Genomic DNA, 16373 nt, shown 5'->3' with positions numbered 1-16373 from the left:
CAAGCGAAAGAAGAGAGCCTGTTTCCCAGACACGGGGAGACGGGCTCTTTTTCGCAGAAAGGCTATCCTGCATGGTGGCGACACTTTTCGCAAAGAAGGATCAGGTCCCGGAGAACCATCTCTCTCATGGCCTGCAATTGCGGGCAAGGATGGTAGTAGTTTTTCCCGGTCGCGCAAGGTTTGCCGAACGTCGGGATGCCGGCGGCCGAGATTTGCTTCTGCCACATGTTTTTGAGGGTAGCAAGCGGCCGTGACGATTGGGCCACACAGCCCCATCCGAGCAGCATCCACGGATGGTCGCGCAGCTGGCGGGCCGGAGTGACCTGTTCCTCCAGCGTCGTTTTACCGTCTTTCAGGAGCCCTTCGAACAGCCGAATCGCTTCCCTGGCTTGCGGATGCTGCAAGGAAAACAGATTGTAAATATGCAGTCTTCCCTCCAGCTTCCCGTCGGCGGCTTCGTCTGCGTATATGGCCTCGGTCAGCTTGATCAGCTGACGCATGGCCGGATCGAGCGTGGCCTGAGCCATCGTAGCATGATGGGGGGCTGGCCTTTCCCGGAAGTAGGTGGCTGCTCCCGGGTTCAACAGCAGACAGCTGCCCAGGGAGACGGGCGACGTCCCCCATTGGATGTAGGCGGAAGTCCGGTAGACGTGCTCCCCCTTTGCTTGAAACGTGGCATATGCGGCGGGTTGGTACATGGCTTGGCCTCCTTCTGGCGCGTCACTCTCCTTGCTACTATTCACTATATGCTAGAGTTGGCTGGCTAGTACGAACGGAGCGAGAGTACCCGGTGAGGCAGGGAGAGGCTTGTAAAAAAAAGACGACCCACATACAGGTGTGCGGGTCGTCTTTATACGTTTTACGGTTGGGAAGGGGTTTGTTCCTCTTGCGGGATCATGCGGAACAAGCGGACGTACAAAGCTGCGCTGATTAGCGTTACCGCGAAGATAATGCCAAATACGCCAACCGGCGAAAGCCACTGGGAAGCTCCGATGGCCAAGGGTGCGATGAAGCGCCCGATTGAAAACTGCAGGGAGGAAGCACCCATGTACTGTCCGCGGGCATCTTCCGGCGAGTATTTGCTGATGAAGCTCTGCGCGACCGGCGTGCGAATCAGCTCGCCCAGCGTCAGGATGGCCATGCAGCCAAACAAGAGCCAGATATTCGCCGTAAACGCCATCAGGAACATGCCAAACCCGTACAGGACCGAGGAGATGACCAGGCTGTTGCGGTCGCTCCAGTGCTGGAACCATCGAGTCACAGGGAGGGTGAGCAGGACGACGAGCAAGCCGTTGAGCCCCATCAGCCAGCCGAATGCGCTGGTGCCTCCGACGCTCAGGGACCAGTCTCCCCACCAAATGAGCCGTTGATTGTGCACGTATTCTTTTACGTACAGCGACATGTACAAATCGAGCTGCATGAAGGCGATGGCCACCAGAATGCCCGCGCCGATGTACAGAGCGAACACCTTGTCGCGGAAGATAACCGAGTAGCTCTTGAACTGCTGGGAGATCGAGAAACGCTCCTGTGCCTTCTGCGCCCGTACCTCGGCAGGCAAGGTCTCCCTGATCAGGAAAAAGACCGCACAGGCGAACAAAAGCTCGACTGCCGTACAGAAAAGCAGCAGCTCAAAGCGGTAATGCACAAAAAAGAACGAGCCTAGCACCGGTCCTGCCACGACCCCGATATTCATCGCCGTGTAAAACGTGGCAAAGACGATACGTCTGTCTTCCTCCGTCGTAAGGTCCGCCACCATCGCGGAGCTGGCCGGCCAGTAAAGCGAGCTGGCAATGCCGATGCCGATGAATGCCAGATAGTCAATGAACGGGGAGCCCGAGAAGGCAAAGATGGCAAACATGGTGGACGATGTGCAGAGCGAAAGCAGCATCGTCGCCTTTCGTCCGACTTTGTCCGCCAGATAGCCCCCGAACAGGTTGGACAGCATGCCCAAAAGCGGTGGAACCATCAGGAGAATCCCTGCGACGTCCTTTCCGAATGAATCGCTGAAATACAAGGCCATAAAGGGAAAGTACATCCAGAAAAACGTGTGTGTGATCAGTTCGCCGAAGAGGCGCACTTTCAGGTTGGTATCCCACGAACGCCAGTACATGACAAGAAATCCTCCATTCCGATCTGCTTCTTTGTCTGCAGGAGCCTTGCCTGCCACTGCTGCACAAGAAAAAGCGCAAACGGGGAGAGACAGCAGCTCTTCCGCTTGCGCTTTGCCTGACGATATACGGAGAGGGCGAAAATCCGCCGTTGTGTCGAGAGGCCAAAAAACGGCCATCCTACCTGGGAAAGTAGGGTCCTCGAAGACGGGTGCCCAAAAATCCGATCGGGAAAAAGACGGAAGCGGTTATTGGCGTCCTGCAGCTACTTGCTTACGATGGGGTTTGAAAGAGGCAGCGCCTCTTATCAGAGGCCCACCTAGGCGAAGATAACTACAGAAAACACCATGAACCTACACTCCCGTCTTTCAAAATTTTTGTAAGGATCAACTCTTGTTGACTAGGATACTTCAAACAACGCTGGCGATGCAAGAGAATTTTACGATTTTTTGGAAACAACCTGAATGGTTCCGGGATGGTCGGAAACGACTTCCCCAATGATCCGCGCCCATGAGATTCCTTGGCCGTGCAAAGCATCCAGCAGGCGAGGCGCTTCCTCTGCGGGGAGGCTGATCAAAAGCCCGCCGGAGGTCACGGCATCGCACAAGATCAGGCGGCCGACCTCATCCAGTTCATCCGGAAACTGCACGCGATCCGATACCCAGCGGAAATTGGACTTGCTGCCGCCGGGAATGATTCCCTGCTTCGCCAACTCGCGAGTTCCGTCGAGAACGGGGACCTCGTCCGCAAAGATGCGGATGCCAGCCTGACTGCCTTCTGCCATTTCCAGCGCATGCCCCAACAGGCCAAAGCCCGTGACGTCCGTGCAGGCATGGACCGGATATCCCTCCATACATTCGGCCGCGTATTTGTTCAATGTCGCCATGACGGTCATGACCCGCTCGGTTTTTTCCGGCGACAAGGCATCCCGCTTGATCGCCGTCGTCTGGATGCCGACACCGATCGGCTTGGTCAAGATCAGCAAATCTCCCGGTTTTGCCCCTGCATTGGTGAGGACCCGCGACGGGTGAACGGTGCCGGTCACAGCCAGCCCGAACTTTGGCTCGGGATCGTCGATGGAGTGTCCGCCGACCAGTACAGCGCCTGCTTCCGCCACTTTGTCCGCAGCTCCGCGCAAAATCTCCGTCAGGATGCCCGGATCCAGCTTGGTGATGGGAAAGCCGACGATGTTGAGCACCGTGACCGGTTTTCCGCCCATGGCAAAAACATCGCTAATCGCATTGGCCGCTGCGATCTGGCCGAACCAGTACGGATCATCCACGATCGGCGTAAAAAAGTCGAGGGTCTGCACAAGTGCCAGATCGTCCGTCAACTGAAACACGCCGGCGTCATCCGACGTTTCTACGCCTACGAGCAGGCGCGGGTCGCGCGAAGCAGGAGCGGGCAAGTTCTTCAGGACCGAGGACAGGGCATCCGGGCTGATCTTGCATCCGCATCCGCCTTTCGTCGTGTAGGAAGTAAGCTTTACACTCTCTGACATGTTATGGCCTCCTGACTTGTGAGGAATAATGATAGAATACAGAAAATGAAAATAGATAGTTCTAGCATAACAGATGTAAGGGTGACATAACATTGCAAGAGATAACTGTGCAGGAATTGTTGGTCAAAGGGTACGCGAATTTGATAGACGTTCGCTCACCGGGAGAGTTCGCCAGGGAATCGATTCCGGGAGCGGTGAACATCCCGCTGTTTAGCGACGAAGAACGGGCCAAGGTAGGGACGGCCTACAAGCGGGAAGGACAGCCGGCAGCGCAATGGCTGGGTATGCAGCTGGTTTCCCCAAAAATGGAGACGTTGATGCAGGCGATTCGGCAACGAGCGGAAGATTTGGGGGAGCCGCCCACGATCTTTTGCTGGAGGGGCGGGATGCGCAGCCGGGCAATGGCCACGTTTGCCACGTTCTCGGGACTGCGTGTCCGCCGCTTGCAGGGCGGGTATCGAGCCTACCGCCAGCACGTGCTGGAGACGATCGAGCCGTACGAACTGCGTGTCCCTGTGTACTTGTTACACGGTATGACCGGCGTGGGGAAAACAGAACTGCTCAGAAAGCTGGAAAACCGAGGCTATCCGGTCCTCGACCTGGAGCGGATGGCTGGGCATCGGGGCTCGGTTTTCGGGCATATCGGCAAAGGCAAGCCGGCCAACCAAAAGATGTTTGACGCGAGGCTGTTTGAAACGCTCCGAAAAAACCAGGACGCCCCCTTTTTCATCATGGAGGCAGAGAGCAAGCGGATCGGCAATGCAGTGCTGCCGTCCTTTCTGATGGACGCCAAGCGGCAGGCGGTCCACATCCAGCTCACGGCATCGCTCGAGGTACGCGTACAAAGGGTGTACGAGGAATACGTCGTTCCGTTTTCGTGGCGACCGGACTTCGCCGAAAAAGTCGAGCAGGCGTATGCGTCGATCGCCAGAAGGATGCCGACGGAGCAGGCTGCACTACTGCGGTCGGCCCTCGCAGAAAGAGACTATCGGTCGGCGATCGCTTCGCTGCTCGTTCATTATTACGATCCGCGTTACCAGAACAAGCAAGACGAATACGTGGATCGATGGGAACATCTCGTGGATGCGTCGGACCTGGAAAAGGCGGCAAGTGAAATCGAGGCGATAATTGAAAAAAGTCTGCCCATTCGGTAAAATATATTTTACTTATATTTTCGAACGTGGGGGGAGAAACGCATGCTGGATTTGCGATTGGTCAAACTTGCCGGGAATTTGCTAGGTCATTCGGTTCGCCTGAAAGAGAAGGATACGCTGCTGATTGAGGTGCGGGGAGAGGGCCATGCGCTGGCCAAGGAGCTGGTGAAGCAAGCTTACGCCAAGGGGGCGTTTCCCTTTGTCCGCATCATCGATCAGACGATCCAGCGCGAGCTGATGATGGGAGCAAGCGAAGAGCGGGCAGCCCATCTGGCGAAATGGGAAGAGCCGATGTTCAAAAATCTCGATGCGTACATCGTCATCAATGGCCCGGCCAACGACAGCGAGATGGCAGACGTGCCCGTGGAGCGTCGCCGCGCCCATCAAAGGGTGATGCAAGAGCTCAACGACTATTTGATCGCGAACGTGCGCTGGACTCTCCTCAACTATCCGACTGCCGCGATGGCGCAGAGCGCAAACATGTCTACGGAAGCGTTTGAAGACTTTTACTTCGATGTCTGCTCTGTCGATTACGAAAAGATGCATCAGGCGTTCCTGCCGCTGAAGGAACTGATGGATCGCACGGACCAGGTACGGCTCGTCGGCCCGGGTACCGACCTTCGCTTTTCCATCAAGGACATTCCGAACATCATTTGCTCGGGACTGCGCAATATTCCCGACGGAGAGATCTTTACCGCTCCTGTCCGTGATTCTGTTAACGGGACGATCGCGTTCAACACGGCGACCAGCTACATGGGCACCCGATTTGAAAACGTCTGCCTGACCTTCGAAAACGGCAAGATCGTGAAGGCGACGGCCAATAACACCGAAAAGCTCAACCAAATCTTCGATACGGATGAAGGGGCGCGCTACATCGGGGAGTTTGCCATCGGCGTCCACCCTTACATTTTGCATCCGATGAACGATATTTTGTTCGATGAAAAAATCGCGGGAAGCTTCCACTTCACGCCGGGCCGCGCGTACGACAACGCGGACAACGGCAACCGCAGCCAAATCCACTGGGACATGGTGAACATCCAGCGCCCAGAGTACGGCGGCGGTGAAATCTGGTTCGACGACGTGCTGATCCGCAAAGACGGCCTCTTCGTCCTGCCGGAGCTGCAAGGATTGAATCCGGAACAATTAAAAGGGTAAACCGCCCATCAGAAAAGCCATCATGCCTAGCGTGGTGGTTTTTTTATTTTCTAAACAAAAATGTTTACAAAATGCCACTCCTTACCATATACTTATTATACAAATAAGTTTAAAAAGTAGCTGGGGGGAATGGATCATGATTCGCTTGGGATGGAAGCATCGTTTGCACGCCTTTTTCGCAGGGAGATTGCTCGGATGCGAGTATTTGGCCGATGAAGGCTTCGTGACGCAGCTGCTGGAGATGGGGCAGCATTCGGCAGTTGCCGATTTCGACCAAAGCGTGAACGAGCTGTGGATCTGCCGATAGCAGGCATACCAGTCCGGCATGTCGGCCCGCAATTTGCTACAATAGGAAAAAAGCATGGAACAGAGGGATCAGACGTGAGCGGCAAAGAATGGATGGAATACATCGTCAAAGAAGAAGATGCGGGGCTGAACGTAGAGCAGATCGTTCGGCAAAGGCTGAACGTATCCGGGCGTATGATGCAGCGGCTGACGAGAAGCAAAGGCATCCTGCTCAACCGGAAGCAGCCGTTTTTGCAGCGCCAGGTAAAAACGGGCGATCAGATCGCTGTCCGAGTCGCACAGCGACAGCCGGACAGACAGCCGCGGCATGATGCGCCCGGGGAAAAGCGGCAAGCTCAAGCATCCGCAGCCGGTGGACGGATGAGCCAATCGGGGCTGGCTTTGCCCATTGAATTGTTGTACGAAGACGACCATTTGCTCGTTGCCAACAAACCGGCGGGCATGATGGTGCACCCGGTCAAGCAGGAACAGGACGGCACGCTCGTTCATGCGCTAGCGGAGATGTTCGCCCAAAGAGGGGAGAGGGCAGGAGTCCACCCGGTGCATCGTCTGGACAAGGACACCTCCGGGGCCATTTTGGTGGCCAAGAGCAGCTACGGCCACCAGCTCGCTGACCGACTTCTACGGGAAGGAGGGCTTCACCGGGAATACGTCGCCGTCGTCGGGGGACGGCTGGCTGATGAACGCGGAATGATCGACGCGGCGATCGGGCGGGATCCGAACCATCCGACGAGGCGGCGGGTGACGGAAGGAGGGGATGCGGCTCTTACCCATTACGAGGTGATGGCGCGCTCCCCTTACATGACGATGGTCCGTGTCTGGCTGGAGACCGGGCGCACCCATCAAATTCGGGTTCACTTTGCCCACATCGGCCACCCGCTCGCCGGAGATACTTTGTACGGGGGAGCGAGGGGACTTTTGCGCAGACAGGCACTTCACGCATCTTCCCTTGCATTTCGCCACCCGCTCCTGGAAAAGGAGCTTCGTATAGAAGCGCCGATGCCGACCGATCTTCGGCGGCTGGTCCAGGCGGAGTTTGAGGATAACTGACCGGATTCAAAAGGAAGAGACTGCCGCGAGCAGTCTTTTTTCGTACAGGGATTCATGTTCGGGACCTCCACACGGATGCTCGCGCTTCTGGCAAAAGCCCTTGCGCCAAGCGTTCGTGCCCAAAGCTTCCCCGCAGGAAATCTCGCCATACTTGTCACGAGGCAGTCTCTGTCAAAAAGGGCGCGCCTCGGTTTTTTTACCGCTTGATAACGTAACAGTGTTATGTTACATTGTTTTCGGAGGTGCTTTTCATGGACCGCGATTTCATCTCGAAAAAGGAGCTGCTGGAGCTTACCGGCATATCCTACGGCCAGCTGTACCGTTGGAAAAGGAAAAACCTGATACCCGAGGATTGGTTTATTCGCCGCTCCACGTACACGGGGCAGGAGACCTTTTTTCCGCGAGAGCAAATACTGGCCCGGATCGACAAGATCATACACATGAAGGACGATCTGTCCCTGGATGAGCTGGCGGATGTGTTTTCCCCCCAGGTCTTCGGGTCGATGGTCAAACGGGAGGAGCTTGTCGAACAAAACATTGTTTCGATTCCGACGTTTGATTTGTTTGTCCAGCACTTCGGCGACGAAGAGGCGTACCCGTTTGAGCACGTGCTGTACGCCTACATGGCGGAGCGTTTGCTGGCGACGGGGGAAATGAGCCTGGAAGAAGGCAAAGGGCTGCTGCACGCGATGGAGAGCCACTACCCCAAATTTCAAGGAAAGCCGTGCGAGCTGATTTTCATCCGGAAAATGGGGATTTCCGCATTTGCCCTGGCTTCGAGTTCGGCTGAGCTGTATTTCGAGGGCAGTGTGAAAGTAGTCAGCAGGCTGAACGTAGCCGCCTGTCTGGAAGAGTTGAAAACAAAACTCAAGTAACGCAAGGAGGATTGCGGCGATGAATCAGGACAATCGGCCAGATCTGGTCATTCAAGGCTCGGTAAATGCGTCGGGAGGCGTCTACCGGGAAGTAAACGTACAGGGGCTCGGCAAAATCAAGGGAGACTTGGAATGTCATGAGCTGCAATGCGGGGGCCACGTCAGCATTGACGGCAGCATGCTGGCGACTTCGGTCAGGGTAGACGGAAATGCTTCCGTGCGTGGAGGGGTCAAAGCCGATACGATGGAGATCTACGGCCAGATCGACGTCAACGGCGATGTGAAGACTACCAGCTTGCTCGTGAAAGGTAACGCGAAGGTGCACGGCAGCCTGACGAGCGATGAGATCCAGGTCAAAGGCTTCTTCAAGTCCTCAGGCGATTGCGAGGCCGAAGTGTTCAAGGCTGAAGGAGCGTTCACCATTGGAGGCCTGCTCAATGCGGGCCAGGTCGAAATTCAATTGCATGGAAACTGCCAGGCGAGAGAGATTGGCGGGGAGCATATCGAGGTGCGCAAGGCCGGCAGCAGCACTTTGAACAAGATTTTGAAGCACATTTTCAATACCACGCTGACCGTCGACACGGTCGAAGGCGACGAGATTTATTTGGAGTACACGAGGGCCAAGGTGGTGCGCGGAAACAATATCGCAATCGGCCCTGGATGCGAAATCGACCTCGTGGAATACACGGGAGAGTATCGACAGGACAATGGCGCGCAAGTAAAAGAGCATACGAAGCGGTAAGCGACTCATGAACAAAGACCCGGCAGAATTGCTTGGGTCTTTGTTCGTAGCTGGCGCAAATGGGGAGCTTTTCAAAATATTTTTTCTGAAAGCGCATGCAAGTGTTTACATGCAGAGGGGTGCAGGATATAATTTCCTTGGAAAAAGAAGGGGTGTTAGCAAGCACTTGCATGGAAAGGAGGAGCGGCATGGATCATTCAGACAGAGAAACGTCAGTAGGGGGAAAAGGGGAAGAGCAGGAGACGCGGGAGCGCATATTGGCAGCGGCCAGCCAGCTCATGGCCCAAAAGGGGTACAAGGGGGCGACGACGCGCAAAATTTCCGAGCTTGCAGGCGTCAATGAAGTCACGATCTTTCGCCACTTCAAAAACAAGGATGCGATTCTCGAGGAGCTGCTGAAAGGAATCATGAACGTCCGCCAGCAGCTGGAGGACAGTCTTCACGGGGATTTTTCCGAGCTGAAAGACATGCTGCTTCGCTACGCGCGGGCGTACTACGAAATGCTCGTCGAGCGAAAGGAAATCATGATGATCTGCATGATCGAGGCAGACAATCACCCGGAAGTGATGAAGCTGATCAGCAGCTTGCCGATGACAGCGGTCGAGGTCCTCTGCAACAAGCTCCAGGCGTTCCAGGATGAGGGCCATTTACCGAGGAAAGACGCTTGCGTAGCGGCGCTGATGTTTGTCTCCACGTGCTTTTATGCGTTTATGGCGAAATACCGGGCCAATCTCGAGCTCGAATTTACGGAAGACCAGCTGTTTGAAGATGCGTCAGAGGTCCTGATCAACGGGATCATGGGGAAAATGAATTCACATCGCTAGGCAAATAGGAGCGGAGGGCGTCATGAAAAAGAAATGGCTTGTTTCTGCAATGATGATCGTTTTGTTGGCAACATCGGCTTGCAGCCAGGAAAAGCAGGCAGCAGAGCCAGTCAAAGAAGTCAAGCAGGTCGGGATGGAAACGGTGAAGCAGGAGCAAGCTGTGTTTGTGTCGGAACTTTCCGGCACCCTGCAGCCGCTGGAGGAAGCTGTCGTTTCCTTTGAAGTGGGCGGCCGTGTCGTCGAATTGAACCGAAACGAAGGCGACAACGTCAAGGCAGGGGACGTCCTCGCCCGGCTCAATGCACAGGACTATTCGCTGCAGGTAGCCTCTTCGAACGCCGTCGTCCAGCAAACGGCGGCGAGTCTGAGCAAGGTCAACAACGGGGCCCGTGACGAGGAGGTCGTGCAAGCCCGCCTTCTGGTCGAGAAGGCTCAGACAGCGTATCAGAAAGCGCTGGATGACTTCAAGCGAATCGAACAGCTGTACAAGGAAAATGCCATCTCCAAAAGCGATTTTGAAAACGTGCAAAACGGGCTGACGCTGGCGGAGAAGGATTTGCAAAACGCCAAGCAAGCCTACTCGCTCGTCACCGAGGGAGCGCGGGCAGAGGACAAGGAATTGTCTCGCGCCAGCTACAATCAGGCCGTCGTAGCCAAGGAACTGGCAGCGACGACACTGGCAAAGGCACAGCTCCGCGCTCCGTTCACCGGGACCATCCTGGCGAAGCTGTCGTCGACAGGCACGCTGGTCAGCCCGGGCGCTCCGGTGTATCAGGTGGGGAATATTGATACGTTGAAAGTTGTTCTGCCTGTGCCGGACCGCGAAATTTCCTCCTGGAAGGAAGGGGAGACCGTTTCCCTCGATCTGTACGGGCAAAAGCGGGATGCAAAGGTCAGCAAAATCTTCCCTGCCACCAATCAGAGCACGGGTACGATCGGGGTGGAAGTGCAGGTGGCGAATCCGCGGCACGATTGGTTCGCCGGGCAGGTAGTGAAGGCGACCAAGACGATGAAGGGGCAGGAAGGGATCTACGTGCCGGTGGAAGCAGTTCTGAGCAGAGGCCAAAGCGATGCCCATGTGTTCCTGAATGTCGGCGGCAAAGCGGTCAAGACGGCTGTGACCATCGGCCAGTTGTCCAATGACCGACTGGAGATCCGCAGCGGCCTTAAGGTGGGGGACCAGCTGATCGTCAAAGGCGTGGACCGGTTGTTTGACGGAGATCCCATCGAGGCAGCGGGAGGTACACAACCGTGATCGAGTACATCGTGAAGAAGCGCAAGATTACTCTTTTGTTCTTCGTGATGGTCGTGCTTGTCGGCTTCCTCAGCTTTTTTCAGCTGCCGAAGCAGGAGTCTCCGGACATTATCATCAACATGGCGACCGTCACGACGATATACCCGGGAGCCTCGCCCGAAAAGGTGGAGCAGACGGTCACGAAAAAGCTCGAGGAGAAAATCAACGAGCTGCAAGGCCTGAATTACATATCCTCTACGTCGACGCTGGGCGTCTCGTCGATCATCCTGGAAACAAAGAGCGGCGTCGATCCGAAGCAGAAGTGGGACGAACTTCGGAAAAAAGTGAAGGATGCGGAGGCAGATTTGCCTGCCGACGCGAAACAGCCGATCATCAATGACGATTTGAACCGCACCTTTGTCCAGACGTTTGCCGTCACGGCCGATAGGACTGAGCAGCTGTACAGCCTGCGCGATTTGATGAAGTCGTGGAAAGAGCAGCTCCGCACTATCCCCAATGTCGCGGATGTGACGGTGGAAGGACTGCCGGAGCAGGAAGTCCATATCGAGGTCGATACGCAAAAGCTGAGCCAGTATGGACTGACATGGGGCCAGGTCATGATGGCGGTCAAAAAGGAAAATGAAAAGATTCCGCTTGGCGACTTGACCACCGACCGCAGGACCTATCAGCTCAAATTGGCGGAGACAGCGAATGTCGATGAGCTGAACCAGGTCATTATCAGCCGTACCGCACAGGGCTACCCCATCTATTTAAAGGACATCGGTACCGTGAAGCTGACGACCGAGGACGTCAAAGCGATGTCCTACTTCAACGGCAAGCCTTCCCTGTCTGTCAGCGTGAATGCGGAAACGGGGAGCGACGTCCCTTCCTTGCAAAAGCGCGTGGACGAAATGATGGCGACGCTCGGCAAGTCTCTCCCGGTGTGGGCCGAGAAGCACTCCATTTACAGCCAGAATGAACGGGTAGACGAACTATTTTCCGATCTTACCCGGGAAATGTTGATCGCCATTGCAGCCGTGCTCTTGGTATGTACTCTCGGATTGAACTTGATCACTTCGTTCGTCGTGGCGCTGGCCATTCCCATCTCGCTGGCAGTCGGACTGCTGTTTCTGCCATCCCTCGGCATCTCCCTGAATATGATCTCCATCGTCTCGCTGATCATTGTGCTGGGGATTTTGGTCGATGATGCCGTGGTCGTCAACGACAATATCGAGCGCCGTCTCTCCGTCCTGGGCGAAAAGCCGCTCCCGGCAGCCGTAAATGGCGCGAAAGAGGTATCGATCTCGATTGTGACTGCCACGTTGGCGACGATTGCTTCCTTCGCTCCCCTCATGTTTCTGAGCGGGAATGCAGGACAGTTCATTCGCCCGGTGCCCGCCATCATTTCGCTCTCGATGCTGGCCTCGATGATCATGTCGCTGACGATCATCCCGATCTTCCGGCAATGGTATGAACACCGGCGAAAAGGGGGAGCGGAGGGCTATCGCAAACCGGCCGGCCTGTTGGGCAAACAGCTGAACCAGCTGACGAAGTGGTACGCCAATCAGCTGATGCCCAAGATTCTGCGCCGTCCGCTGCTCGCGGGGATGGTCGGCGTCCTGATCGGAACGGCGGCCTACGGCTTGATCCCGTTGACTCCGGTGCAGCTGTTTCCAAACGACGACCGTCCGCAGTTTCTGGTCAACATCCGTGTGCCCGTAGGAAGCAGCATCTACGAAACGGATCGGGTGGTTCGCGGTGTTTCCGACTGGATTTTGAAGCAGCCTGCGATCGAATCCGTCGCTTCCTATGCGGGTGGCAGCGCGCCGAAGATGTTCGGGGGCGACACGGGGGCAGGCAGCGGAATCACCGTCGGGCAGCTCGTCGTCCGCTTTGATGAGAAGAAAGTGAAAATCGAGGACATGATCGAGCCCTGGGAGGAAGAATTCAAAAAGCTGTACCCGGAAGCGACGATCCTTCCCATGCAGCTCGAAGCGGGGCCGCCTGTCGGCAAACCAGTCGTGATCCGCGTGTACGGCGAGGATATCGAAGCGCTTCGTTCCCTTTCCGCCCAGGTCAAAGATTTGGTGGCGAATGTACAGGGAACGTACGATGTGCAGGACGATTTCGGGGTGGAACGATACACGCTTGAATTCGTCGTCAACAAAGAGCTGATGGAGCAAAAGCTGGTCAACTATACCGATTTGTCCCAGACGCTTCGCCTGGTCAGCGAAGGCATCACCGTCAGCGAGTTCGATACGGGCAACGACCTGATCGACATGAAGCTGTTCCTGCAAAAGGGTGAGGAAGAGCCGTCGGTCCTGTTCCAGCGTCTCAGCATCGCCAACGCCCGAGGCGAGCTCATTCCCCTGTCCCAGCTGGCACAGGTCAAACCGACGTTCAGTACCCAGGCCATACCGCACCGGGACCTGTCGCGCAGCGTAACCATTTCCAGCGACTTGAAGGGGCGCACGGCCACAGAAGTGATGACGGAGCTGAAGCCCAAGCTGGATGCCTTGTCCATGCCGGAAGGATACCGCTACGAAATTGGCGGGGAGACGTCCGAGCAGACGGATATTTTTATCGACATGGGCAAACTGTCCATTCTCGTCGTGTTCCTGATTTTGATCTTGATCGCCATGCAGTTTTACTCCCTGACCATCCCGGTGCTGGTCATGAGCACCGTCTATCTCGCGGTGTCCGGCAGTCTGATCGGGCTGTTCGTCACCCAGACGCCGCTCGGCTTTATGACAATGATGGGGGTCATTTCCCTCTCCGGGATCGTCGTGCGAAACGGAATCGTATTTATCGAATTCATCGAAGAAGCTCGCCACGCAGGCAAAGAGTTGAAGGAAGCGGTGATTCAGGCGGGGGAAGCGCGTCTCAGGCCGATTCTTTTGACCTCGCTTACGGCAGTGGCCGGATTGATGCCGCTGGCCATATCCGGCGATGTGCTGTTCAAACCGCTCGCCGTCACGATCATCTCCGGTTTGCTGTTCTCGACGCTGCTGACGCTGATTGTCGTCCCGTCGTTTTACACGGTGCTAGCCCGGCGGAAAATGAAGAAGCTGGCCAAGAAGGCAGCGAAGCGACCCGATTTGTACGGACCACAAGCAGAGTTGAACGGATAGGAGCGTATCCGAGGAGGAGTAGGAAGAAGTGCTCGAAGGAGCGCTTCTTCTTTTTGTCCGGGAGCGTCCGTTCACAGATGATATTTTTGTCCTACATCCTCTGTACAGCGGAGCGGATTTCCTTTTCCCCTTCATCGTTCCCTTTCAGAAGCGAGCCGTACCGGTCCCCCCGACCCGTCCCATGCCAGCCGTCCGGATGGCAGTGAAACCGTGGAATGCCGGAAGTTTTAGCGTTTTCCCGCACGTTTTGGCTGTGTTATGATAGGGGCATCTGCGAGAGCGGAAAAGAGAGAAAATGTGAAAAAGGAAGGGAGTGTCCAGGATGCAACAGCCCCAGCTTCTCCACGAAGAAAAGGTATTCAAAGACCCGGTGCACCGGTACGTCCACGTGCGTGACAAGTTCATCTGGGATTTGATCAATTCTGCAGAATTCCAGCGGCTGCGCCGGATCAAGCAACTGGGCACCAGCTATTTTACCTTTCACGGCGGCGAGCATAGCCGCTTCAATCATTCGCTCGGCGTATACGAGCTGATGAGGAGGATCCTGGAGACATTCGAAGAGCGGATTCATCTGACCTACGAGGAAAAGCTACTCTGCCTATGCGCCGGTCTGCTGCACGATGTCGGCCACGGCCCCTTTTCCCATTCCTTTGAAAAGGTGTTCCGCTACCATCACGAGGACTGGACGCGTGCCATCCTGTTGGGAGACACGCAAATCAACCGCATCTTGCGCCGGTTTGACGACGATTTTCCCAAGAAGCTGGCGGAGGTCATCAACAAAACGTACGACAACAAGCTCATCGTCAGCCTGATTTCCAGCCAGTTGGATGCAGACCGGATGGATTACTTGCTGCGCGATGCCTATTATACCGGGGTCAACTACGGCAATTTCGAGATCGAGCGGATTTTGCGCGTGATGCGGCCGCAGGAGGACGGAATCGTCTTTAAATTCAGCGGCATGCACGCGGTCGAGGACTATATCATGTCTCGCTACCAGATGTACTGGCAGGTTTATTTTCACCCGGTGACGCGCAGCGCGGAAGTCGTGCTCCGGAAAATATTTCAGCGGGCAAAGGAATTGTTCGTGCAAGGCTATGCGTTTGTCCAGGAGCCGCTTATGCTCCTGCCGTTTTTGCAGGACAAGGTAGAGCTCAAGGACTATTTGGCTCTGGACGAGTCGATCATTCTTTTTTACATGCAGATGTGGCGCAGCGAAGCGGATCCGATCCTGAAAGATTTGTGCGCGCGTTTTCTGGACAGGAATCTTTACAAGTACGTCGAATATAACCCAAGAGATTTCCGCTTGCTGGCAGAGTTGAAAGAGGAGTTCCAAAAGGCGGGCATCGATCCGATGTATTATTTGGAGGTAGACACCACCTCCGATCTTCCGTATGATTTTTACCGTGCCGGCGAAGAGGAGGAGCGGATTCCGATCATGCTCCAGATGCCGTCAGGGGAGCTTGTCGAGCTGTCGCAGAAGTCGGAGATTGTGCAGGCGATCAGCGGGAAGCGCCGGTTTGACTACAAATTGTACTTTCCTTTAGATAAAGTCATGGCTTTGCCCGGGGATTCGTCCCGGAAGATTCGAGAACGTCTGGGAGTGAGGCAAGATGCTTAATCGTCACGCCAAAATCATTCGCCTGATCGAGATCGTCGGCGAAATGAACGGGCGGAAAAAGCTGCAGAAAATGGTGTACATAGGGAAACATCTTCAGATGGACTTCGATGAGCGTTACGAGTTTCACATGTATGGGCCGTACTCCGAGGAGCTGACGCTGCGGGTGGACGAGCTGTGCAATATGGGCCTTCTGGACGAGCAAGTCGAGAGTAAAGGCGCGATCCACATGTATCGCTACACCTTGAACGAGACCGGACGCGATTTTCTCCGGTTCCATGAGGTGGACTTCGGCAGGGGAGAGCGCGCCATTCGCCGCATGAACGAGGAAAACTCCCGCTTCTTGGAGCTGGTCTCTACGATTTTGTACTTCAACGACCTGCCATACGAAGAGATGAAAGCCAAGATTTTCACCTTCAAGAGCAAACAGCGCTACACCGAGGAGGAAATCCAGAAGGGACAGGCGTTTGTGGAAGAATTGCGGGATATGATGAAAGAAGACGGCCCTTTGATGTAAACAGAAGGGACATGACATAAAAGCGTCACATGGCGTACGAAACTGTCACGGTTTTGGATACGTCTTTTTTTCTGCATAAAATGGGCAGCCTGGTGAACCGACGAAGTGCAGACCTATGATTCGATTCGTAACATAAATCAAGGATACACAGACCTAGGAGA

The 16373-nt window shown here is 55.4% G+C and carries 14 protein-coding genes; 11 read left to right on the top strand and 3 right to left on the bottom strand.

Annotated elements, in window-relative coordinates:
- Nucleotides 1–62 precede the first annotated feature (62 nt).
- The 3 genes from RGB73_RS28730 to selD all read right to left on the bottom strand — a co-directional run bounded on the left by RGB73_RS28730 (nucleotide 63) and on the right by selD (nucleotide 3609).
- Nucleotides 63–698: a hypothetical protein gene (locus RGB73_RS28730; protein ID WP_310766942.1), complete on the bottom strand. Its 636-nt coding sequence runs from the start codon at nucleotides 696–698 to the stop codon at nucleotides 63–65.
- Nucleotides 699–859: 161 nt separating this feature from the next.
- Nucleotides 860–2110, bottom strand: coding sequence for an MDR family MFS transporter (locus RGB73_RS28725; RefSeq protein ID WP_310766939.1), 1251 nt, complete (start codon nucleotides 2108–2110; stop codon nucleotides 860–862).
- A gap of 437 nt (nucleotides 2111–2547) precedes the next feature.
- A complete protein-coding gene (gene selD, locus RGB73_RS28720; RefSeq protein ID WP_310766937.1) occupies nucleotides 2548–3609 on the bottom strand; it encodes a selenide, water dikinase SelD in 1062 nt (353 codons plus the stop codon).
- A gap of 107 nt (nucleotides 3610–3716) precedes the next feature.
- Here selD and mnmH point away from each other — a divergent pair, with 107 nt between their 5' ends.
- The 11 genes from mnmH to RGB73_RS28665 all read left to right on the top strand — a co-directional run bounded on the left by mnmH (nucleotide 3717) and on the right by RGB73_RS28665 (nucleotide 16212).
- Nucleotides 3717–4763 carry a tRNA 2-selenouridine(34) synthase MnmH gene (gene mnmH / locus RGB73_RS28715; RefSeq protein ID WP_310766936.1) on the top strand — a complete coding sequence of 349 codons (1047 nt, stop codon included), beginning with the start codon at nucleotides 3717–3719 and terminating at the stop codon, nucleotides 4761–4763.
- Nucleotides 4764–4805: 42 nt separating this feature from the next.
- Entirely contained in the window at nucleotides 4806–5918 is a 1113-nt protein-coding gene (locus RGB73_RS28710; protein ID WP_310766935.1) for an aminopeptidase, read from the top strand.
- A 136-nt stretch (nucleotides 5919–6054) separates the two neighbouring features.
- Entirely contained in the window at nucleotides 6055–6225 is a 171-nt protein-coding gene (locus RGB73_RS28705) for a hypothetical protein (RefSeq protein WP_310766933.1), read from the top strand.
- Nucleotides 6226–6299: 74 nt separating this feature from the next.
- Nucleotides 6300–7274 carry an RluA family pseudouridine synthase gene (locus RGB73_RS28700; RefSeq protein WP_310766931.1) on the top strand — a complete coding sequence of 325 codons (975 nt, stop codon included), beginning with the start codon at nucleotides 6300–6302 and terminating at the stop codon, nucleotides 7272–7274.
- A gap of 251 nt (nucleotides 7275–7525) precedes the next feature.
- On the top strand, nucleotides 7526–8149 hold the full coding sequence (locus RGB73_RS28695) for a YhbD family protein (protein ID WP_310766928.1): 624 nt from the start codon (nucleotides 7526–7528) through the stop codon (nucleotides 8147–8149).
- Nucleotides 8150–8168: 19 nt separating this feature from the next.
- Entirely contained in the window at nucleotides 8169–8891 is a 723-nt protein-coding gene (locus tag RGB73_RS28690; RefSeq protein WP_310766927.1) for a polymer-forming cytoskeletal protein, read from the top strand.
- Nucleotides 8892–9079: 188 nt separating this feature from the next.
- Complete coding sequence (locus tag RGB73_RS28685; protein ID WP_310766925.1) at nucleotides 9080–9715, top strand: TetR/AcrR family transcriptional regulator; 636 nt, start codon at nucleotides 9080–9082, stop codon at nucleotides 9713–9715.
- 22 nt (nucleotides 9716–9737) lie between these two features.
- Nucleotides 9738–10970, top strand: coding sequence for an efflux RND transporter periplasmic adaptor subunit (locus RGB73_RS28680; protein WP_310766922.1), 1233 nt, complete (start codon nucleotides 9738–9740; stop codon nucleotides 10968–10970).
- Nucleotides 10967–14080 carry an efflux RND transporter permease subunit gene (locus tag RGB73_RS28675; protein ID WP_310766920.1) on the top strand — a complete coding sequence of 1038 codons (3114 nt, stop codon included), beginning with the start codon at nucleotides 10967–10969 and terminating at the stop codon, nucleotides 14078–14080. Before RGB73_RS28680 ends, RGB73_RS28675 begins: the two co-directional genes overlap by 4 nt.
- Nucleotides 14081–14402: 322 nt before the next feature.
- Entirely contained in the window at nucleotides 14403–15698 is a 1296-nt protein-coding gene (locus RGB73_RS28670) for an HD domain-containing protein (protein ID WP_310766918.1), read from the top strand.
- Complete coding sequence (locus RGB73_RS28665) at nucleotides 15691–16212, top strand: YwgA family protein (RefSeq protein WP_310766915.1); 522 nt, start codon at nucleotides 15691–15693, stop codon at nucleotides 16210–16212. The genes RGB73_RS28670 and RGB73_RS28665 overlap by 8 nt, the downstream gene beginning before the upstream one ends.
- The last annotated feature ends 161 nt before the right edge of the window (nucleotides 16213–16373 follow it).

This window comes from Brevibacillus brevis (assembly GCF_031583145.1).
Taxonomy (GTDB): Bacteria; Bacillota; Bacilli; order Brevibacillales; family Brevibacillaceae; genus Brevibacillus; species Brevibacillus brevis_E.
The sequence above is the reverse complement of the archived record's forward strand: the minus strand, read 5'-3'. Positions and strand labels throughout refer to the sequence as shown.